At 68.5% G+C, this 20,077-nt stretch carries 21 protein-coding genes; 17 read left to right on the top strand and 4 right to left on the bottom strand.

Features of this window, described 5'->3' with window-relative positions; genetic code table 11:
• Positions 1-11: 11 nt before the first annotated feature.
• Positions 12-770 carry a GntR family transcriptional regulator gene (locus FPY90_RS17740; protein WP_217641930.1) on the bottom strand — a complete coding sequence of 253 codons (759 nt, stop codon included), beginning with the start codon at positions 768-770 and terminating at the stop codon, positions 12-14.
• 172 nt (positions 771-942) lie between these two features.
• Here FPY90_RS17740 and FPY90_RS17735 point away from each other — a divergent pair, with 172 nt between their 5' ends.
• The 6 genes from FPY90_RS17735 (at position 943) to FPY90_RS17710 (ending at position 6,788) form a co-directional block, all read left to right on the top strand.
• Complete coding sequence (locus FPY90_RS17735) at positions 943-2,139, top strand: TIGR03364 family FAD-dependent oxidoreductase (protein WP_071216085.1); 1,197 nt, start codon at positions 943-945, stop codon at positions 2,137-2,139.
• A 14-nt stretch (positions 2,140-2,153) separates the two neighbouring features.
• Positions 2,154-3,068: a phosphate/phosphite/phosphonate ABC transporter substrate-binding protein gene (locus FPY90_RS17730; protein WP_498682486.1), complete on the top strand. Its 915-nt coding sequence runs from the start codon at positions 2,154-2,156 to the stop codon at positions 3,066-3,068.
• Entirely contained in the window at positions 3,068-3,877 is an 810-nt protein-coding gene (locus FPY90_RS17725) for a phosphonate ABC transporter ATP-binding protein (RefSeq protein WP_498682484.1), read from the top strand. The genes FPY90_RS17730 and FPY90_RS17725 overlap by 1 nt, the downstream gene beginning before the upstream one ends.
• On the top strand, positions 3,874-4,692 hold the full coding sequence (gene phnE / locus FPY90_RS17720) for a phosphonate ABC transporter, permease protein PhnE (protein ID WP_498682483.1): 819 nt from the start codon (positions 3,874-3,876) through the stop codon (positions 4,690-4,692). Before FPY90_RS17725 ends, phnE begins: the two co-directional genes overlap by 4 nt.
• A 59-nt stretch (positions 4,693-4,751) precedes the next feature.
• On the top strand, positions 4,752-5,612 hold the full coding sequence (gene rarD, locus FPY90_RS17715) for an EamA family transporter RarD (protein WP_498682481.1): 861 nt from the start codon (positions 4,752-4,754) through the stop codon (positions 5,610-5,612).
• 66 nt (positions 5,613-5,678) lie between these two features.
• Entirely contained in the window at positions 5,679-6,788 is a 1,110-nt protein-coding gene (locus FPY90_RS17710) for a YihY/virulence factor BrkB family protein (RefSeq protein ID WP_071216022.1), read from the top strand.
• Positions 6,789-6,801: 13 nt separating this feature from the next.
• Here FPY90_RS17710 and FPY90_RS17705 read toward each other — a convergent pair whose 3' ends face one another.
• A complete protein-coding gene (locus FPY90_RS17705) occupies positions 6,802-8,292 on the bottom strand; it encodes a TIGR01777 family oxidoreductase (protein ID WP_071216087.1) in 1,491 nt (496 codons plus the stop codon).
• Positions 8,293-8,475: 183 nt separating this feature from the next.
• On the opposite strand from FPY90_RS17705, the gene FPY90_RS17700 reads away from it, so the two are divergent.
• The gene (locus FPY90_RS17700; RefSeq protein WP_175475521.1) at positions 8,476-8,637 is read left to right on the top strand and encodes a hypothetical protein; all 162 of its coding nucleotides are present in this window, start codon (positions 8,476-8,478) and stop codon (positions 8,635-8,637) included.
• A 21-nt stretch (positions 8,638-8,658) separates the two neighbouring features.
• Here the strand turns inward: FPY90_RS17700 and FPY90_RS17695 are convergent, their stop codons facing one another.
• Together FPY90_RS17695 and FPY90_RS17690 are read right to left on the bottom strand one after the other, a co-directional pair.
• Entirely contained in the window at positions 8,659-10,407 is a 1,749-nt protein-coding gene (locus FPY90_RS17695) for a hypothetical protein (protein ID WP_498682479.1), read from the bottom strand.
• A 92-nt stretch (positions 10,408-10,499) separates the two neighbouring features.
• Complete coding sequence (locus FPY90_RS17690) at positions 10,500-11,231, bottom strand: M50 family metallopeptidase (RefSeq protein WP_071216024.1); 732 nt, start codon at positions 11,229-11,231, stop codon at positions 10,500-10,502.
• Positions 11,232-11,383: 152 nt separating this feature from the next.
• On the opposite strand from FPY90_RS17690, the gene FPY90_RS17685 reads away from it, so the two are divergent.
• From FPY90_RS17685 to FPY90_RS17640, 10 genes are all read left to right on the top strand, one after another.
• The gene (locus FPY90_RS17685; RefSeq protein ID WP_071216025.1) at positions 11,384-11,725 is read left to right on the top strand and encodes a hypothetical protein; all 342 of its coding nucleotides are present in this window, start codon (positions 11,384-11,386) and stop codon (positions 11,723-11,725) included.
• A 74-nt stretch (positions 11,726-11,799) separates the two neighbouring features.
• Positions 11,800-12,444 carry a DUF305 domain-containing protein gene (locus FPY90_RS17680; protein WP_498682476.1) on the top strand — a complete coding sequence of 215 codons (645 nt, stop codon included), beginning with the start codon at positions 11,800-11,802 and terminating at the stop codon, positions 12,442-12,444.
• Between the two features lie 14 nt (positions 12,445-12,458).
• Complete coding sequence (locus FPY90_RS17675; RefSeq protein WP_498682474.1) at positions 12,459-13,067, top strand: thioredoxin-like domain-containing protein; 609 nt, start codon at positions 12,459-12,461, stop codon at positions 13,065-13,067.
• A 35-nt stretch (positions 13,068-13,102) separates the two neighbouring features.
• Positions 13,103-13,399, top strand: coding sequence for a hypothetical protein (locus tag FPY90_RS17670; RefSeq protein WP_498682472.1), 297 nt, complete (start codon positions 13,103-13,105; stop codon positions 13,397-13,399).
• 90 nt (positions 13,400-13,489) lie between these two features.
• Positions 13,490-15,061 carry an AMP-binding protein gene (locus tag FPY90_RS17665; protein ID WP_498682470.1) on the top strand — a complete coding sequence of 524 codons (1,572 nt, stop codon included), beginning with the start codon at positions 13,490-13,492 and terminating at the stop codon, positions 15,059-15,061.
• 102 nt (positions 15,062-15,163) lie between these two features.
• Positions 15,164-15,847 (top strand): SGNH/GDSL hydrolase family protein, encoded by a 684-nt coding sequence (locus tag FPY90_RS17660; RefSeq protein ID WP_498682469.1) that lies wholly within the window; start codon positions 15,164-15,166, stop codon positions 15,845-15,847.
• 5 nt (positions 15,848-15,852) lie between these two features.
• Complete coding sequence (glsA, locus tag FPY90_RS17655; protein ID WP_071216031.1) at positions 15,853-17,640, top strand: glutaminase A; 1,788 nt, start codon at positions 15,853-15,855, stop codon at positions 17,638-17,640.
• Positions 17,641-17,856: 216 nt separating this feature from the next.
• Positions 17,857-18,525: an alpha/beta hydrolase family protein gene (locus tag FPY90_RS17650; RefSeq protein ID WP_498682467.1), complete on the top strand. Its 669-nt coding sequence runs from the start codon at positions 17,857-17,859 to the stop codon at positions 18,523-18,525.
• A gap of 49 nt (positions 18,526-18,574) precedes the next feature.
• Positions 18,575-19,327, top strand: coding sequence for a FadR/GntR family transcriptional regulator (locus tag FPY90_RS17645; RefSeq protein WP_071216033.1), 753 nt, complete (start codon positions 18,575-18,577; stop codon positions 19,325-19,327).
• Positions 19,324-20,034, top strand: coding sequence for a PDC sensor domain-containing protein (locus FPY90_RS17640; RefSeq protein WP_071216034.1), 711 nt, complete (start codon positions 19,324-19,326; stop codon positions 20,032-20,034). Before FPY90_RS17645 ends, FPY90_RS17640 begins: the two co-directional genes overlap by 4 nt.
• Positions 20,035-20,077 lie beyond the last annotated feature (43 nt).

Raw genomic sequence — 20,077 nt, 5'->3', positions numbered from 1 at the left:
TGGTTCAGGTGTCAGGCAACCAGCGGGACGCGTACCAGCGCGGCCCTGGATGCCCTGGTGTTTTCGATGACGAAGTTTGCAAGGTGCGGCAGGTACCGGTCATCCGAGCATTCAAGGATGCGGCCGTCGGCCGCATAGGTCAGCCGGTGCTCGCGCAGCAGCGCCGCGCCCGGCTCCACGCCCAACAGCTCTGCGTCGGTGGCGTCCGCGCCGACCGCATCAATCACGTGCCGGCCCCGGGTCAGGTCCACGCCCCGGCTCGTCAGGTATCCGAAGATCGAGCCGCTGTCGGTGTCGAAGCCAAAAAGGGCGTTGCCGACCTCCGCAATGAAGTTGCTGCGTTCGACCATGGTCGGTTTCCCGTCGAGGGACCGCAGCCGCAGCACCTGGATGACCGGCTCCCCGGGCCGGAGCCCCATCTTTCCCGCCAGGTCCTCGCCGGCCGGGCGCCGGGCGATCTCCACGGTCCGTTGCCCCGGTTCCCGGCCCAGCGAATGGGCCCACTCGGAAAAGGACATGAAGGTGGCAAACGACTGGGACGGCACCGGGCGGGCGACCACCGGGGGTTTTCCCCGGCCACCGGTGACCATCCCCTCGCTGCGCAGGCTTGCCAACGCCTGGCGGACCGTTCCACGGGAAACACCGTGCTGGGCGCAAAGCTCCGCCTCGCTGGGCAGCGGCCTGCCCTCTTTCCAGTCGCCGGAGGAGATCTTCTCGCGGAAGAGTTCGCTGAGTTGCTGGTGGATGGGTTCATCGGATATTGACGGCACGTACTTGAGCATACAAGTGGATTCCGCGACAATCCGGGGTCCTGAGTGAACTGCAAATGAACAGGTCATGAAGTAATTGTCGACCAAATGAACCGTTGGTGAACTTGTTTGGACAAGTGCCGTTCTGGCTTGATCCCGGGTGCCCCGAGCGGCAAACATCAATGCCGTGAACATGATCAAAACAAATTCCGAGGCCACCGCAGAACCGGTGGCAAGCACCGACGTCCTGGTCGTCGGGGCAGGCATCATTGGCCTGGCCCACGCAGCACTGGCCCTGAAAGCGGGCTTGAGCGTCACCGTCATCGAACGCGACCACCGTGCGGTGGGCGCCTCGGTGCGCAACTTCGGCCATGCCTGCATCACCGCCCAGCACGGCGAGCTCTACGAACTTGCCCAGGCCGGCCGGAAGCATTGGCTCGACTTCGCGGCCAAGGCAGGATTCTGGGCCATCGAGTCCGGCGCCCTGGTGGTGGCCGCGACCGAGACCGAGCTGCAGCTGCTGCGCGAATTCTCCGCCTCGCGCCCCGAGGGCCAGGTCACCGTCCTGGACCCGGACGCCGTGCGGGCCAGGCTCGGCCGCGAAAACACCGACGGCATCCGCGGCGGCGCCTTCCTGGCCGACGACCTGCGTGTCGACCCGCGCACCACCGTCGCCACCCTGGCAGGCTGGCTCGACGCCCAGGACGACGCAGCGGTGCACTTCAACACCGCCGCCCTGGGCCTCGGCGCCGGCACCTCGCGCAAGGCCCGGGTGGACACCGGCCGCGGCGCCTTCGAGGCGGACAGGGTATTCATCTGCGTCGGCCACGACGTGGATTACCTGTTCCCGCAGATCGCCGCCGAGCACCGAATCACCCGCTGCGCCCTGCAGATGGCCGCGGCCCCCGCCCCGGAATCCACCACCATCATCCCGGCCGTGCTCACCGCGACCTCAATGCTGCGCTACGACGCGTTCACGCAGCTGCCCTCGGCGAGCGCACTGCGCGCCCAGGTCGCCGCCGCACGCCCCGACCTGCTGGAGATCGGCGCCAACGTGATGTTCACCCAGCGTCCGGACGGCACCTTGCTGCTCGGGGACTCGCACTCCTACGACCTGTCCCAGGACCCGTTCCTGAACGAATCCACGACCCAGACGCTCCTGCAGGCCGCGGCAAAGGTGCTCGACGTCGATTCCTTCGCCCCCTCCGAACGCTGGCAGGGCATCTACGCCTCCTCCGAGGTCTCCCCGCTCCTGGTCCGCGACATCACGGAGGCCATCACCCTGGTCTCGGTGACCAGTGGCATCGGCATGACGCTCTCCTTCGGCCTGGCCGAGGCAAACCTCAACTCCCGTCCCGTCTCCCGGCCCACCGCCTCCACCACCCGCTAAGGACCAGACTTTCCATGAAAACCACTCGCACCCTCGCCCTGTCCCTGGCCGCCCTCGCCGCCTTCACGCTGGCGGGCTGCTCCTCCACCGAGGCCCCGGCCAGCGCCGATTCCAATGCCTACTGCCCCACCGGGGAACTGAAATTCGGCATCGAACCGTTCGAGGACCCCACCAAGCTCGAACCCGCCTACCAGGTCCTGGCCTCCGCCCTGGGCAAGGAACTGGATTGCAGCATCGAGGTCCAGGTCGTGGAGGACTACGCCGCCGAGGTGCTCTCGATGCGCAACGGGAAGCTGGACATCGGCCAGTTCGGTCCCATGGGCTACGTCTTCGCCTCCACCAAGGCCAACGCCGAGCCGCTGGCGTCCTTCGGCACCTCCGACGGCAAGCTCTCCTCCTACACCGCCGGCATCTGGGTTCCGAAGGACTCGGACATCCGCTCCATCGAGGACTTGCGCGGCAAGGACCTGGCCCTGGGCTCGGTCGGTTCCACCAGCGGGGACGTGCTTCCGCGCTTCGGCCTGAAGAAGGCCGGAATCGCCGAGGACGAACTGAACATGAACTACGCCGGCGGGCACCCCGAGGCCCTGCTGGCCCTGGCCAAGGGCACCGTGGACGCGGCCCAGATCAACTCGCAGACCCTGGCCAGCGCCACCGAATCGGGCAACTTCGACCCGGCCGGATTCCGCCAGGTCTGGGAAAGCGAATCCATCCCCAACGACCCGATCACCGTCTCGGCGGACGCGGACCCGGCCTTCAAGGCAGCGGTGAAGGACGCGCTGCTGAACCTGGCCCCGGCCGACATCGAGGCCGTGGGCAAGTTCCTGGACGTCACCCCGGCCGGACCCCTGATCGAGGTCACCAAGGAAACCTACAGCCCGCTCTTCGACCTGGCCGAAACCATGGGCCTGACCGAAAAGGACATCTAATGACCACCCTGCATCTTCCAGTCCCCCGGCTGGCCGAAGCCACCGTGCCCGGCGAACCGATCCTTGAGGTGGAACACCTCACCAAGTCCTTCGGCGGACGCACCGTGCTGGACGGGGTCGGCTTCACCCTGGCCCGCGGCTCCGTGGTCGCCTTCCTGGGCGCCAACGGCTCGGGCAAGTCCACCACTCTCAAGTGCGTCATGGGCCTGGAGACCCCCGAGGCCGGTTCCATCAAGCTGGCCGGGACCGAGCTGTCAGCGCTGCGCGGAACCGAATTGGCCAGGGCCAGGTCCTCGGTGGCCATGGTCTTCCAGAAGATCCACCTGGTCCCGCGCCGCACCGCACTGGAAAACGTGTGCGCCGGCGCCCTGGGCAGGCTCGGCGGACCGGCGTCCATCAGCCCGATGTTTTTCCCCCGCGAGCTGAAGGAGGAGGCCATGGCTGCGCTGGCCCGCGTCGGCATGGCCGACCGCGCCCACGAGAAGGCCGGCCGCCTTTCGGGCGGGCAGGCCCAGCGCGTGGCGGTCGCCCGCGCCCTGTGCCAGCGCGCTTCCGTGTTGCTGGCCGACGAACCGGTCTCCGCCCTTGACCCGCGCGCCGCCGAGGAAGTCATGGCGCTGCTGGCCGAACTGGCCCACGAGGAAAACCTGGCCGTGGCCGCGGTGCTGCACCAGCCGGACCTGGCGCTGCGCCACGCCGACACCGTGATCGGCCTGATAGACGGCCGCATCGAATACTCCGGGGACATCTCCGGCCTGGATGCGTCCATGCAGGCCCGCCTCTACACCCCGAACCGGGCAGCGGCATGAGCGCGCCGGTCGCACGCCTCTCGGTCCCCAAGCTCCCCAACGCCGGGTGGCGGATCACCTCGATCCTCACCGCCATCGCGGTCTTCGTCGTGCTGCACGTCTTCGCGCTGCGCGGCACCGACTTCGAGGTCGCGGCACTGGTCACCGGCGCCGAGGGCATGGCCTCCTTCCTGGCCGATGCCTTCCCGCCGGACCTGGACTGGGAAGGGGTGCTGGCCCCGGCACTGAAGGCCACCACGGTGACGTTGTGGATCGGCCTGCTGGGCACCACGCTCTCGATCCCTTCCGCCCTCCTGCTGGCGGTGTTCGCCTCGCGCACCACCACCCCGCACCGGGCCGTGTACCAGCTTTCCCGCGCGGTCCTGTCCTTCTTCCGCGCGGTCCCCGACATCGTCTTCGCGCTGATCTTCGTCACCGCGGTGGGCCTTGGCCCCTTCGCCGGGGTGCTCGCGCTGATCTGCCACAACACCGGGGTCATGGGCAAGCTCTGGGCGGAGTCCATGGAGGAGGCCGACAACGGTCCGCAACAGGCGCTGTCCACCGCCGGGGCCTCGCGCCTGCAGCAGGTCACCCATGCTGCCCTGCCCATGGTGCTGGGCCAGTTCGTCGGGTTGCTGCTCTACCGCTTCGACGTGAACGTACGCTCCTCGCTGGTGCTGGGGCTCGTGGGGGCGGGCGGCATCGGGCTGCTGATCAACCAGTCCATCAAGTCCTTCCGCTTCGACGCGATGGCCACGCAGATCATCGTGGTGCTGGTGCTGATCATCCTGGTCGACCAGCTCTCCTCCTTCATCAGGCGCAAGCTCGAGGTCTAGCCAAGGCCGGTGAATTAGGATGGAGGAACAGTCAAAACCCCAGAGACGGAGCGTCGTCGGTGAATCGTGGCGTTCTTGCCTCCCTTGTTGCCTCGGCGTTGTTCGCCGTGATCTTCCTGGTCTCCGGGTCCCTCAAGGACATCGGGCACACCGAGGTCTACGGCTGGCGGATCGTGCTGACGCTGGCGATCATCGCCCCGGTCTACGCGTTGGTTCCCTCCCGCCGGGCCCAGATGCTCGCCCTTCTCGGACGCATCAGGGCCCGGCCCTCGCTGCTGTTCTTCGGGGTCATCGCCAGTGCCCTGGTCGGCGTCCAGCTCTGGCTGTTCATGTACGCACCCATGAACGGGTACGCCCTGGCGACCTCGCTGGGCTACTTCCTGCTGCCGCTGGTCATGGTCGTAGTGGGGCGGGCGGCCTTCGCCGAGCGGCTCTCCCGGGGACAGAAGATCGCGGTGGCGCTGGCTGCTCTCGGGGTGGCACACCAACTGGTCTTCGCCGGAGGGCTGGCCTTGCCCACCCTGCTGATCTGCCTGGGCTACCCCATCTACTTCGCCGCCAGGCGACGGGCACGCTTCGAATCCAATGCCGCCTTCACCCTGGAGATCCTGCTGCTGACCCCGCTGGCGCTCTGGTTCATCCTCACCGGGGCACGCGGACCCGGGGCCGAACTGCTGCCGGTGCTCTCCATCGGAGTGCTGGGGGCACTGGCCATGTTCCTCTACCTGGGCGCCGCCTCGCTGCTGTCCCTGTCGGTCTTCGGGCTGTTGAGCTACGTCGAACCTGTGCTCCTGCTGGTGGCAGCGGTGGCCATGGGCGAACAACTCGTCGCCCGCGATGCCTTCACCTACGCACCGATCATCCTGGCGCTGGTCCTGCTGGCCGCCGACGGATTTCGCGCGTCGCGTTCCCTGCGTTGAGGGGGCCAAGGCCGTAGGGTGGGAAAAAGTCCAAGCCAAGCCCGCCGAAAGCCGGTGATTTCCCCAGTGGAGAAACCAGAACACAACGATCCGACGCTACGCCGGGATTCCTGGCTCTATGCCCTGAAGCGAACCGTGCGCGAGTTTTCCCGCGACGGGGCCACCGACCTCGCCGCCGCCCTGACCTACTACGCGGTCCTGTCCCTGGTGCCCGGGCTGCTGGCGATCCTCTCGCTGCTCTCCCTGGTCAGCGGCGGGTCCGAGGCCCGGGACTGGATGGTCCAGGCCATCGGCGCGGTCGGCACCCCGGAGATGCGAACGAATGCCGAGGCGCTGCTGAAGCAGCTCGGCGAGCAGACCGGGGCAGGATGGGCCCTGCTCGTTGGCCTGCTCGGTGCCCTGTGGTCGGCCTCCGCGTACGTGGGGGCCTTCGGGAGGGCGCTTAACCGCACCTACGCCACCACCGAGGGGCGCCCGTTGTGGAAGCTGCGGCCGCAGATGTACCTGCTGACCCTGGTCATCGTGGTCCTGGCGGTGCTCGCGCTGGCCCTGCTGGTGCTCTCCGGGCCGGTGGCCCGCGGCATCGGGGACGTGCTGGGGCTGGGCGAGGCGACGCTGCTGGCCTGGAACATCGCCAAGTGGCCCGTGCTGGTGCTGATCGCCGTGTTCATGGTTGCCCTGCTCTACCACTTCACCCCGAACATCCGCCAGCCGAGGTTCCGCTGGATCAGCGCCGGGTCCCTGGGTGCGCTGTGTGTGCTGGCCTTGGCCACCGCGGGGTTCTTCTTCTATGTGGCGTTCGGGACGTACCAGAGCGGCTACGGGGCGCTGGCCGGGGTGATCATCCTGCTGCTGTGGATCTGGCTGGCGAACATCTCCCTGCTGCTGGGCTCGGAACTGGACGCCGAGCTGGAGCGCGCCCGGGAACTGCGCCAGGGCCTGGCCGTGGAAGACGAGTTGGCGTTGCCGGCCCGCGACGACACCGGGATCGCCAAGGCGCGCCTGGCGATGCTCGATGACCACCAGGACGCCCGGGCGCTGCGGATGCGGGCGGGCGGGGAGGCCCACCCCGACGTGGATCTTCCCGGGCCGCGCATCCCCTGGGGACTGCTGGCCGGGACCCTGGGTGCCGTGGGCGCGTACCTGGCCGGGCGGCGGCACGGCGCGGGGCGTTAGCAGGCCCCTTGGCTCAGGACCGGCCCAGCACGTGGCGCAAGGCCGACTCCAGGTCCGGCTGCCGGAATTCGTAGCCGCTGGCCTCGACCTTTCCGCTGTCCACCAGCTGGTTGGCAAAGGCCAGCTCGGCGGCGCCCTCGCGGCCCAGCAGCAGCCGGGGCCCGAAGGCCGGGACCGGGACCCGTGCCGGGCGGCGCACCACCTTGCCCAGGACCCTGGCGTATTCGCGCCCCTGCACGGGGTTCGGTGCCACGGCATTGACCGGACCGGACAGTGAATCGGTCAGCAGCGCATGCGCGTAGATGCCCACCACGTCATCGAGCCCGATCCAGGACTGCCAGGCGTCCGCGGCCAGGGGCCCGCCCAGGCCCAGGGCGAAGAGCGGCAGCATTTGCGCCAGGATGCCTCCGGCCGGGGACTGCACCAGCCCGGTGCGCACATTGACCACCCGGACACCCGCCGCGGCGGCCGGCGCGCAGGATTCCTCCCAGGCCGTGCAGACCCCTGCGAGGAAGTCGGTGCCGGGCTTCGCGTTCTCTGCCAATGGCACGGCCGGGGACGTGCCATGCGGGTTCGCCCCGTAGATGCCGATGGCGGAGGCAACGATGAAGCTGCGTGGCTTCCCGTCCCCCGCCAGCGACGCCAGGGCGCGGGCAAGCAGACCGGTGCCCAGCACGCGCGAGGAGCGGATCGACTCCTTGGTTCCCTGCGTGAACCGACCGCCAATGGTGTGCCCGGCCAGGTTCACCACCGCGTCGACCCCGCGCAAATCCTCCGGGTCCAGCACCGCGTTCTCGGGGTCCCAGAAGATCCGCTCCTTCCCGTCGGCCGCGGCCCGGTCCCGGACCAGCCGGATGACGCGGTGTCCTCCCCCGCCGAGCAGGGCGCAGAGCTGGGTGCCGATCATTCCGGAGGCCCCGGCCACGGCAACCACCAGGGGCCGGGCCCGGTGGCCGGCGTGGAAGGCCAAATCGGCCCGGAGCATTCGTTCGCGGTAGCGGAAGACCTGGATCAGCTCGTGCCTGAAGGCCTTCTCGGTGAGCCGGTGCGCCTGCTGCCACGGCAGCCGGTTGAGCACCGGCAGTTCGTACTCCACCACGTCGCGCATCACCGTGCCGGGCGTTGCCGGGGAGCCGTCGTCGGCAAAGAGGTGCCGGTGTTCCCATCGGACCAGCGGGCCCGATTCCATGATGTCGGTGAAGGCGTGCCCGGGGTTCAGCGCGATGTGCTTGGCGTGCCACGGGACTTGTGCCCGCACCCACCCGGGAAGCCCGAGGGTCCGGACGCCGGTCTCGACGGCCGCGGCCAGCGAGGTGCCCATGGTTCCGGGGGCCGCGATGTCCATGACGGCACGCGAGCCCACGGCCAGGCCCTTGTCGGGTTCCTGCCTGATGGTTCCGGTAAAGGGTGCGGCCAGCCGGGGCAGGGCCCCGGGGCGGGCAAACCAGTCGAACACCATCTGGCGCGGGTAGGGCAGATGCGTGGTGTATTCAAAGGTTGCCATGGCCGTGCCCATCCCTAGGTGTCGTGTTCGTTGCCCCCTTCCACCCACACTAGGCGAAATCCGTCTCTTCGGTCAGGCCCCGGCGGCGGCGGGGCTCCGGCGGAACCAAATTGTCCTAGGGACGTGGTTTGCTGGTGGCATCGATCCATCGTCAAGTCAGGGGGAGCGAAAATGGGTATCGGCATGCCGGCCTATCCAACCCTCATGGAGCTGCGCACCGCCGGGTGGACGCTGGAACAAATAGCGAGCACCTACGGGGTCGAGGAACCTGCGATCCAGGACGTGCTCACCTGGCATTTCCTCCACGGGGCCCCGGCCGGCAGGATTCCGCCCGCCGGGACGTAGCAATGCCTCCGGGCGCCGGGATCAGATGCCGAAGGTGTCGTGGGAGACGAGCTCGTGGAGTTCGATGCGCCCGTCGGGCAGCTTCCAGTAATGCACGCGGCGGGCCGCGGCCACCCCGATCTCCACGCTCATCCGCCAACAGGTTGCCCCGTCCGTCTCCCGGATCTCCTGCGGGTCGTCCCCTCCGGGACCGGTCCGCTTGGGGTGCACCTCGCGCGCGGCCATCCGGTCCGCCCTCCCGGTCAGCAGCTGGGTCAGGGCCTTGAGGGTCTTGCCGCGCAGCGCGGCACCGTGCGCGTAGAACGAGGCGGCGAACTTCGGGCCGATGACGAAGCCCGGGTCCCAGGGATAGACGGCCTTCTCGTTCGCCGGGACGCGGTGTGCCCACTCCAGGTACAGCTCGTGGCGCAATGCCGCCTCCGCGGTGGTGAACAGGTCCCGGGCGTCGCTCGGCGCCGGCTCCACGGTGGTGCGGGCCTTCCGCCGGGCCATCCGGTGGTTCTGGTTCAGCGCCTCGGACTTGTTGCGCAGCAGGGTCCGCAGTTTGAGCGCCTCGGCACGGTACCGGCCCAGCTGTTGCAGCGCGGAGGCCAACTCGGGTTCCGCATTGCCGGCCTGCTGTTGGCGCAACGCCTTCAGTTCGGACTTGAGCGCATCGATCTGCAGCAACGCCTGGCGCAGGGCCTCGCGCTGCTTTTCCGGCGTCGGAACCACCGGCATTCCGGTCGTGGATTCTGCGGCCGGCGGTTCTCCGGGTTCCGGGACGTGGTCCCGGTCGACGACCAGCCAGGGGGTGCCGCCGCGCACCAGGGCCGGGGCTACGGCCACCGGTTCGTTGTCATCGACATCCACCAGCACGAGCTTGCGCACCCCGGAGGCATTGACCAGCCGCGCCGCAACGACCTGCCCCGGTGCCAGCAGCGAGTCGACGTCGTCCAGTTCGTTGGAGGAGACATCTGCGCGGTGCACCGTGATGTTCTCCCCCGGCACCGGGACCAGCACCGCTGCATCTTTCCCGGCCTCGAACACCAGGCACGGGACGACCTGGTTCCAGGAGTAGTGCTGCAGCAGGCGCGGGTGCAGCAGGGATTCGCGGATCAGCAGGCGCCCGCTGCCCGGTTCCCGGGCGCCGGCGAGACGGCTTCCGGTTTCCAGCATCCAGGTCAACGGGGCGTGCGGATAGATGTCCTCGCTGTGGATCTCGGCGCTTGCGCCGTTGTCCAGGGCAATGACGGCGGTGAAGCCGTGGTTCCGGAATCCGGCAACCGCTCCGGCCACCAGCACCGAGTGGCTTCCGGTGCCCGTCGACACCGGCACCGGGGAGCCCACGGTGCGCACCGGGTCCGCGGCGTGCCGCCCGGGTCCGGGGGTCGGGGACGCCGAAACCACCAACGTGCGGGGGTCGGGCAGGAAGAGCACCTCATCGATCAGCTCATTGCTGATCCGCTCGATCGAGTCCCCGGCGCGCACCACGTGCGGCCGCCCGGGCGCGATCCCTTGGCTGCCGGGCCCGGTGGGATAGACGCGGGCAGCGGTGCCGAACACCTCCCACCCGTAGGGCAGGTGGTCGCGCAGCTCGTAGGTCAGCCAGCCCGTGGGAACCACGATGACCTCGGCCCAGTCCTTGACTTCCTCGTAGATCGCCTGGGCATCGAACCCGGCCGCTTCCGCCCGTGCGCTGAGGGTGATGACGACCGAATGCAGGCGTCTCGGTTGCATGAGGTGCAGGGCGAGGTCTTCCCCGGAGCGCGTCCAGCGGTGGACTCCCATCCGGATTCACCTCCCTGGCTTGGCCCGGCACCGTTCCCGTGTGTTTCCAAACCTACCGGAGCGACGCGCCTGATGGATGGGCCAGGGTTGTCTCAGGCCAGCATACCCGCGAGCATCCAGCCGGAGAGCACGACCGAGCCGCCCACCACCACGGTGAAGCCCAGGAGCCAGAACCAGGCCGGCAGCCAGCTGCGCGTGGCCAGGATGTACGCGTCGGAGGAAGAAACCAGCTCGCGCCGGCGGGTGTGGACCCCGATCACCTTGAACAGGTCTCGCACCGAGCCCACCAGCAGCATCAGCCCCAGGCCGAGAACCACCCAGCCCATGGCCTGGGCCGGGGTGTAGAGCACCAGCAGCTGGGCCGCCAGCGCGGAACACAGCGCCACCGCAATCCCGGCCCAGTTGCGCAGGAACACCAGCGACCCCAACAGCACCAGTGCCCCGATGGACAGGGCCGCGGAGGCATGGCCGAAGTACGTCGAGGCAACCAGGCCCAGGCCGACCGCGGCGGGTGCCGGATAGCCCCAGAAGCCGCTGAAAACCGCGGAGAACCCGGGCTTCCCGCTGCTGACCAGTTCTCCGGAATGATCCAGCCGGATCTTCAGTCCATGGACGAAGCGCCCGGTGGCCAGCGCGGCAAAGGCGTGGCCCAATTCGTGCACGAAGGTCACATACAGCCCGAAGATCCGCCAGGTGGCCCGCGGCACGGTCAGCAGCACGCACAACGCCAGCAGGCCGAGCACCGGCCACGGCGCCAGCACCAACGGTTCGGTGCCGCCGAACCCGGCCAGCACCGCCTGCCACCAGCGGTCAATGATTTCCATCCCCCAACCCTATGCCGCGATCATGCATGCCCTTTGCAGCCGGGCAGCCGGAGCCCGGGTCTGCGCACCTGGCTCACAGCAAATGCACATCTCGCATTTATATCGTTGATTCCTCAACCAACATCTGGTCCGCGATCCGAAGGGCGGCACACGTGAAGCGACTGCTGGGGCTGCTGCTTGCCCTCTGCGTCCTGCTTCCGCTGTGCCACACCCTGGCACCGGCATCGGTGGCCGATTCGGCCACCCACTTCGGCATCTCGGCGAGCGCCTCCGCAGCGACCGGGGCCACCCATTGCCCCACGGATGCTCCGGACAAGCAGCACTGCGCCCCGAGCACGGATCCGCAGTTGAACATCGCCCAGATCGCCCCGCGCCCGGACTCCTCCGGGGCCTTCGGCGCGCTACCGGCAACCCTTGCCCCATCGTCCGGGGCTCCGCGGGCGCAACAGGCACGGGCCCCCGACTTGCACGCACTGTCCATTTCACGCACGTAGAACGCGGCCCCTTCCCCCCTGCCGCCAGCGCGCCGCCTTGCGGTGCACCGCATCCGTTTCTCCAAGGACCGCTCATGTCCGAACCCAAAACTTCCCGTGCCCTGGTCATCGCCGTGGTGGTGCTCATGCTTGCCATGGCCACCGGCGGCTGGATCCTGGGCTCCGCCAACCCACGGGGCACCTTCCCCTCCGAGGCCTCCCCCGAGGCCGGCTTTGCCCGCGACATGCAGACGCACCACCACCAGGCCGTGCAGCTGTCCATGATCATCCGCGAGCACTCCGCCAACAAAGCGGTGCGCTCCATGGCCTACGACATCGCCCTGACCCAGCAACAGCAATCCGGGCAGATGTATGCCTGGCTCGAAACCTGGGGCCTGCCCCAGACCGGCGAATCGATGACCTGGATGAGCAATCTGCTCACCGACGACGGCACCCATGCCGCGCACCGGACAGCTGCCCCCGGCAAAGCCCACACCATGGCCTCGACGGGCATGGCCAGTGCGGCCGACATCGACAAGCTCACCGCCGCGCGCGGGAGCACTGCCGACCGCCAGTTCCTGACCCTGATGATCGCCCACCACAAAGGCGGGGTCGAGATGGCACAGGCCTACCTGCAACGCGGGAACGACCCGATGGTCACCGCGTTCGCCAACAAAATCGTCATGACCCAACAGGCCGAGATCTCGGCCCTGACCCAGCTGCTCGCGCAGCTGAGCTAAAGGATTCCCTTCCCATGAACAAGCGCCAAGAAGCCCAAGAAATCCTTGCCAAGGCCCAGGCCAAGGAAAAACGCACCAAGCTCCTCACCGTTGCGCTGGTCGCCGCCGCTGCGCTGGCCATCATCGTTCCCACCGCGGTGGTGCTCACCGGTGCCGCCCAGGAGAAATCCGCGGTCGCCGCGGCCGCCGCGAGCCCGATCGAGGGCGTGAAGGACTACAAGGTCGCCTCCGCCAACCACGTCGATGCCAAGGTGACCTACGCGCAGAAGCCCGGTGTCGGCGGGGACCACAACCCCGTCTGGCTCAATTGCGGCATCTACGAAAAACCGGTGCCGGAAAACAACGCCGTGCATTCCCTGGAACACGGCGCGGTGTGGGTCAGCTACGACGGGGTATCCGACGCCGAGCTGGCCACGCTGAAGCAGGACGTGGGCGAAAAGACCTACATGCTCCTGAGCCCGTATCCGGACCAGGGCGCCAAGATCAAGCTCACCGCCTGGGGCGAGCAGCTCAGCGTGGATTCCGCCGACGACCCGCGCATCGCCGCGTTCGTCAAGAAGTACCGCCAGGGTCCCCAGACCCCGGAGCCGGGCGCACCGTGCACCGGCGGCATCGGCCTCTAAGCTTGAAGGACAAGGAATAAGGAGAACACCGAACCATGTCACTGCTTCCCTCCGCACTAGCCGGAACCGGACTCATCGGCGGCTTCGCCACCGCCCGCACCACCAAGAACCGCCCCGCCGGCGGGGCCGTGCTCGCCGTCGCGGGAACCGGCGCCTTCCTGGCCTGGAAGGCCAACGTCGGGGCCCCCAGGGCCGCGGCGCTGACCGGGCTCTACCTGGCCGCCTTCGGCGCCTCGCACCCGCTGGCCAAGAAGATCGGTGCGTGGCCGGCGGTCAACGCCGTCACCGCCGCGGTCGTGCTCGCTTCCCTGGTGGCGGGGCGCCGCAAGTAGGTTCACAATCAGTGGTTTTGCCTCCCCGCGCTGGTAGCTTTGGCGGCGGGGAAGCAATCCCCGCCTCACGAACCAAGGCAGGCAACAGGCATGCATTCATTCAATATCCCGGTCCTTTCCACCCTGCCGCGGGACGTGCAACCGGCGGTGCTCCTGTGCGACAGGCACCCCGGCGACGCGGTCGCCTTCACCGTCATCGATGCGGACCTGGGCTCGGTGGACCTTGACTATGCGACGCTGAAGCTGCGCTCCGAGCAGGCCGCGGCGCTCTTTGCCTCCCGCGGCATCAAGCCCGGGGACCGCGTGGCCACGCTGATGGGCAAGAGCGCCGAGCTGCTCTACACGTTGCTGGGGCTCTGGCGGCTGGGAGCAGTGCATGTGCCGCTGTTCACCGCATTCGCCACGCCCGCCATCGAGGTCCGGGTTGCCGGGGCCGATGCCAAGCTCATCGTCGCCGACACCGCCCAGGCGCCCAAGCTCGCATCCCTGCCCCACCCGGTGCTGGGCACCGGGGAGCTGGCGGCCCTGCTCGAGGCGCAGCCGGCCGGCTTCGCACCGGCAACCCGGTCGCTGGATGACCCGCTGGTGGAGATCTTCACCTCCGGCACCACCGGAACCCCCAAGGGGGTTGCCGTTCCGGTGCGTGCGCTGGAAGCCTTCGACACGTACTTCCGCTACGGCCTGGACGTCACGCAGGACGACACGTTCTGGAACGTGGCCGACCCCGGCTGGGCCTACGGGCTGTACTACGGGATCCTCGCCCCGCTCTACGCCGGTAGGCGGAACCTGCTGCTGTCCACCGGGTTCAGTGCCGAGACCTGCTGGGCCGTGCTGGAAAAGTTCAACGTCACCAACTTCGCCGCCGCCCCCACCATCGTGCGCTCCCTGCGCGCCGCCAAGCCCAAGGGGGTTCCCGGGCTCACGCTCGCGAAGGCCTCCTCGGCCGGCGAACCGCTGGACGCCACCACCATCGCCTGGGCCCAGGCCGTGCTCGGGGTCCCGGTGCGCGACCACTACGGGCAGACCGAGATGGGCATGTGCATTGTCAACGGCTGGGCACCGGAGGTCATCGACACGGTCAAGGCCGGATCCATGGGCCGGCCCATGCCCGGGTACTCGGCCTGCGTGCTGCAGCCCGACACCGACGAATGCGCACCGGCCGGAACCCGCGGACGGGTCGCGCTGAACGTCGCCGGCTCCCCGATGCTCTGGTTCAACGGATACACCGGGGACCCGGCACGCACCGCCGAACGCTATTCCGCCGACGGCCGCTGGTACCTCACCGGGGACGCAGGGACCATGGACGAAGACGGCTACATCTTCTTCTCCTCGCGCGACGACGACGTGATCATCATGGCCGGCTACCGGATCGGCCCGTTCGAGGTCGAGTCCGTGCTGGCCGAACACCCGTTGGTGCTCGAATCCGCGGTCATCGGGGTCCCCGACGAGCTGCGCGGCGAGGTCCTGGTCGCCCACGTGGTGCTCAAGGACGGGGCAACCGGCAGCGACCGGCTCACCGCCGAGCTGCAGGCCCTGGTCAAGACCCGCTATGCGGCCCACGCCTACCCGCGGAAGATCACCTACGCCGCCGAGCTGCCCAAGACCCCCTCGGGGAAGCTGCAGCGCTTCATCCTGCGCGAACGCGAATCGTTGCAGGATTGAGTCCGTCCCGCACGTTCCCGGGCATGGTGCACCCTTAGGCTTAAAGGCCAGGAAGGGGGCAATACCTTGGGAACTCGCAAACCCTTGCTCATACTCGCAATCGTGTCCGTCTTTGCCGGCCTGCTCGGCCTCTCCGGAGGCCCGCGCGCCGATGAAACGGTGCCGCAGGCCTTTGCCCTGCCCGCCGGCGGGGTCCAGGTGAGGTTCATGGTCGCCGGGGACTCGATCACCGCCGCCGGCAGCCACACGGTGGCCGACGGGCATGTCGGGGAGGCCTCCTGGATCAACTACGTGAACACGCCCGGGGCACCCCCGGCCCTGGCCTGGACCGGCGGGTGGGCGCTGGGCGGAGCCCAGACCGGGGACATGGCCGCGGCCCTGCGCCACGGCAGCGCCGACGCCCTGGTGCTCCTGGCCGGGACCAACGACCTGGCCCGGCACACCAAACGTGAGCGGACCGCGGCAAACCTCATCCGGATCTCACAGATCGTCCAGGCCCCGAGGGTCCTGCTCTCCAGCGTCCCGCCGCGCGACGACGCGGTGGAAGCCACCGTGGAGTACAACGGCTTCCTGCAATCCCTGGCCGCCGAGCGCGGGTGGATCTTCGTGGACGCCGCCGCCGGGCTGCGCAGCGACGCCAACACCTTCGCCGCCGGACTCAGCGACGACGGGGTGCACCCCAACGTGGAAGGCGCGAAGATCCTGGGAGCGGCCATCGGCCAGGCGCTGGGCACGAAACCCGTCGTCGCAATCGCCGACACCGAGGGGCCCCAGCCCCTAGGCTAGGAGCCATGCGCTCCCCCATCGACAGCTACCTCGCCGACCTGCACGCCGACCTGCTTGGCCGTTCCTCCGGCACCCCCTACCAGGGCATCCCGGCGATGAAGGATGCGGACAACACGAAGTTCGCCATCGCCATCGCCACCGTCGACGGGCACGTCTACCAGGTCGGGGACGCCGAGCTGGAATTCTCCATCCAATCCATCTCCAAGCCCTTCTCCTACGCGCTGGCACTGGACGACATCGGGCTGGACGCGGTGGATGAGAAGATCGACGTGGAACCCAGCGGGGATGCGTTCAATGAGATCTCGCTGGCCAGGGACTCCGGTCGTCCGGCCAACGCCATGATCAACGCCGGGGCCATCGCGACGATCTCCTTGATCCGGGACACCGAGGCCCCGCGCTTCGGCCGCATCCTGCAGCACTTCTCGGCGGCCGCCGGGCGGCAACTGGAACTGAGCGATTCGATCTACGCCTCCGAGGCGCTGACCGGGCACCGCAACCGCGCCCTGGCCTACCTCCTGCGCTCCTTCGACATCATCGAGACCGACCCGACCCCGGTGCTCGAGGACTACTTCCGCGCCTGCTCGGTCATGGTCAACACCCGGGACCTGGCCCTGATGGCCGCGACCCTGGCCAACGGCGGCACCCAGCCGGCCACCGGGGTGCAGGTCATGGGCAAGGAAGCGGTCCAGCGCACCCTGTCGGTCATGACCACCTGCGGAATGTACGACGACGCCGGGGCCTGGATTTCGGCGGTGGGGCTGCCGGCGAAATCCGGGGTCGGCGGCGGACTGATCGCGGTGCTGCCGGGCCAGCTCGGCCTGGCCATCTACTCCCCGGCGCTGGATGCGCACGGCTCCTCGGTGCGCGGGGTCGCGGCCAGCGAGCGCATCAGCGCCGACATGGGCCTGCATTTCGTGCGCGCCGCGAGGCTGGGCCGCTCGACGATCCGCGAGAACTACGACATCACCGAGGCACCGTCCTACACCCGGTACAGCGATGCGGCCAACCGGCTGCTGGCCGAGTACGGCGAGCGCGCACATGTGGTGGAACTGGCCGGGGACCTGCTCTTCGCCGGCACCGAGTCCATGGTGCGCGAGGTCAGCGGGCTGGAGCCGTCCGTGGAGCTGGTGATCCTGGACCTGCGCCGGGTCGACGAGATCGACAGGATCGCGGTGCAGATGATCCACCAGCTGGGCCGGGAGCTGGAGGCCGAGGGACGCACCCTGGCACTGGTGCAGGAAAAGGCCTTCGAACCGCTGGCGTCCCTGCGCTGCTTCCCCAGCCGCAACGACGCGGTGGAGTGGGCCGAGACCATGCTGCTGCAGCGCCACGGCAGCGAGGACCTGGTGCCCAGCGAGGTCGCGGTCCGCGACTTCGCGGCGCTGGACCCGCTGGATTCCGCGGACATCGACCTGCTCGAGTCCCTGATGGAGGAAAGCCGGATCGAGGACGGACGCATTATTCGCCGGCCCGGCCAGGAATTCGGCGGCGTGTACTTCATCCTCAGCGGCAAGGTGGTCACCTCGACCCTGCAGAACGGCAAGCCGGTGCGGCACGCCAGGCTCTCGGCCGGCATGACCTTCGGCGAGATCGCCCTGGGCGGCGAGGGCGAGCAGACCACCCGGGTCACCGCGGTGGGCAGGCTGCACCTGAAGGTGCTTTCGGCCGCGTCGATCGCCAGGCTGGAGGCCGATGACCCGGGAACCGCCTTGCGCTTCTGGAAGGCGGTGGCGCGCGATGCCTACACCCGCGTCGAGGCGAACATAAAGGACACCAGCTACCCGCTGCACTGATCTCCTCGGCTTCAAGCACCGCTTCGCCCACGTGGGCGGGGCCAGGCGGTGAGCGGCGGCCGGGAACGGCAAGGGGCAGGCCGGGTTCGGGGACCTGCACCAGCAGGATCCCGTTGTCCCACTTGGCCATCTAGCTTGGGGGTGCCCGCCGGATCGCCCGCCGGGCAGGGCGATCGGTTCGATCCAACCGCAGGCACGAACGCTAGGCTGGAAGGCATGAGCCAGGAACTGACCATCCCGTGGGGCGACGAAACCCTCACCGCGTTGCTTGACGAGGCCGAGAACCCCCGTGTCTTCCTGGTCCTCGCCCACGGCTCCGGCGCCGGCAAGGACCACGATTTCCTCTCCGGCTACGCCCGGGCGATGGCCAACCAGGGCATCTCGGTGCTGCGGTTCAACTTCCCGTACATGGACGCGGGCAGGAAATTCCCCGACCGTGCACCCGTTGCTGTCACGGTGTGGAAGCAGGTGCGTTCGTGGGTCGGCTCGAACCTGTCGGGGGACCTTCCGGTGTTTGCCGCCGGCAAGTCCTTTGGCGGCCGCATGGCGTCCCTGGCCGTCGCCGAAGGCATGGACGCCCGGTCCCTGGTCTTCCTGGGATACCCCCTGCATGCCCCTAAAAAGGAAGACAAGCTGCGCGACGAGCACCTCTACGCGTTGGCGGTGCCGATGCTCTTCCTCGAAGGCACCCGCGACCCGTTCGCGAACCGGGACATCATGACCCGCGTTTTCTCCAACCTCAACCGGGACAGCGAACTTCTCTGGTTCGAAGGCGGCGACCACTCCTTCAAGGTGGCCCGCTCCGGCCGCACCGTTTCCGAAGATGGCGCCGGGCTCGCCGAAGCCACGGCCGAATTCATCCGAACGCAACTGGCCAAGGACTGAACACCGCGTCCCGGGGCATGCCCGTTGCGCTGCGGATAGAGTTGCAGCCATGACCCAAAGTCCCTCCACTCCGCGAGGGCCCCGCAGCGCCGTGTTTACGCCGCTGGACGGGGCTACCCGGTCCCTGCAGGTGGCCCGGCGCCTTACCGACGCCATCTTGCTGGGCGTCATTTCCCCCGGCGAGCGACTTCCGACCGAGGCTGAGCTGGCCCAGCGCTTTGGCGTTGCCCTGGTCACCGCGCGCGAGGCGCTGAGCGAGATCCGGAGGGCAGGGCTGGTGGAAACTCGACGCGGACGCGACGGGGGCTCCTTCGTCCTGGCCTCGAGCGACACCCCCACCCAGGTGCTCACGGCGCGGCTGCGCGGCATTTCGCGAATCGAGCTGGCCGATGTCGGCACCTACGAGGCCACGCTGTGTGCCGGGGCGGCCGAACGCGCCGCCGAACTGGCTTCCGGCGAGGAAGCCACCCGGCTCGCCCATTGGCTAGCGGATGCCGATTTCACCACCGCACGTACCGCCGCACGGAACCAGGGCGGATTCCTGCTGGAACTTGCGGTGATCTCCCAATCTCCGCGCTTGGTGCGGGAGCAGATCCGTTTCCAGGCCGAGTTCGGCCAGCTGCTGTGGCTGGGGCTTGGCGAGCAGGCCATCCGCCATGAGGTTTACGGCTGCAACGAAACCATCGTCGCGGCCATTTCCGCCGGGGACATAGACCTGGCGCGCAGCACCGTGCGCCGGCTGCTCAAGACGCTGACCACATGGCTGCTGAAGACCAAGGAACGATTGGAGCGCGCGGCATGACCACGACCCAGGAAACCGCTGAGCGCATCGGCGCACTTTTCAACGAACATTTTTCCATGCTTGACGCGTTGCGCACCCAGGTCGAGGGCGGAATGGAACGCGGTGCGGATCTCGACGCCCTCGTTCTTGGTTTCGTGCAGCCCAGGCTCATGGTCGAAGGGGCCACGGTGGCAGGGGCCGGATACATCGGCGGTCCCGGCTCCTCGCCCACCCCCGGGGTCGGAGGCGCGAAGGCCATGCACTTTGCCTGGTGGCTCGGCCCGCTGGCCGAGAACCCGCTGTCCGGCACCACCACCGAGGTCACCCGACTGGACCTTGCCGCCAGGGAATACGCAGACTATTTGCGGGACTTCAGTTCGCTGGAATGGTATTCGGTCCCCGAATCCACGGGTGCCCGACACATTACCGGACCCTATGTAGACCACCTGTGCACCTGCGACTACATGCTCACCCTGACCACCCCGGTGGGCGCCCGGGGAGCTGGCATCGTGGGCTTGGACATCCTGGTACGGAAGATCGAGCCCCAAATCCTGCGGCTACTGCGCGCCATTGACGGACCCGCGGCGCTTGCCACCGCCGGAGGGCGCATCATCGTCTCGACCGCCGACGACTGGGACCTGGGTTCAAGCCTGAAGGAGTTTTCGGGATGCCCAGTCCCGGGAACCACACTGGTGGTGGCCACCGGAGAAAATAATCATTCTATTTAGGATGATAAGCGTGTAGCCTAACTCTTGTGACGACGGTCACGAG

This window comes from Arthrobacter sp. C2 (assembly GCA_024207135.1).
Lineage (GTDB): Bacteria > Actinomycetota > Actinomycetes > Actinomycetales > Micrococcaceae > Paeniglutamicibacter.
This window is presented reverse-complemented; position numbering and strand designations above follow the sequence as displayed.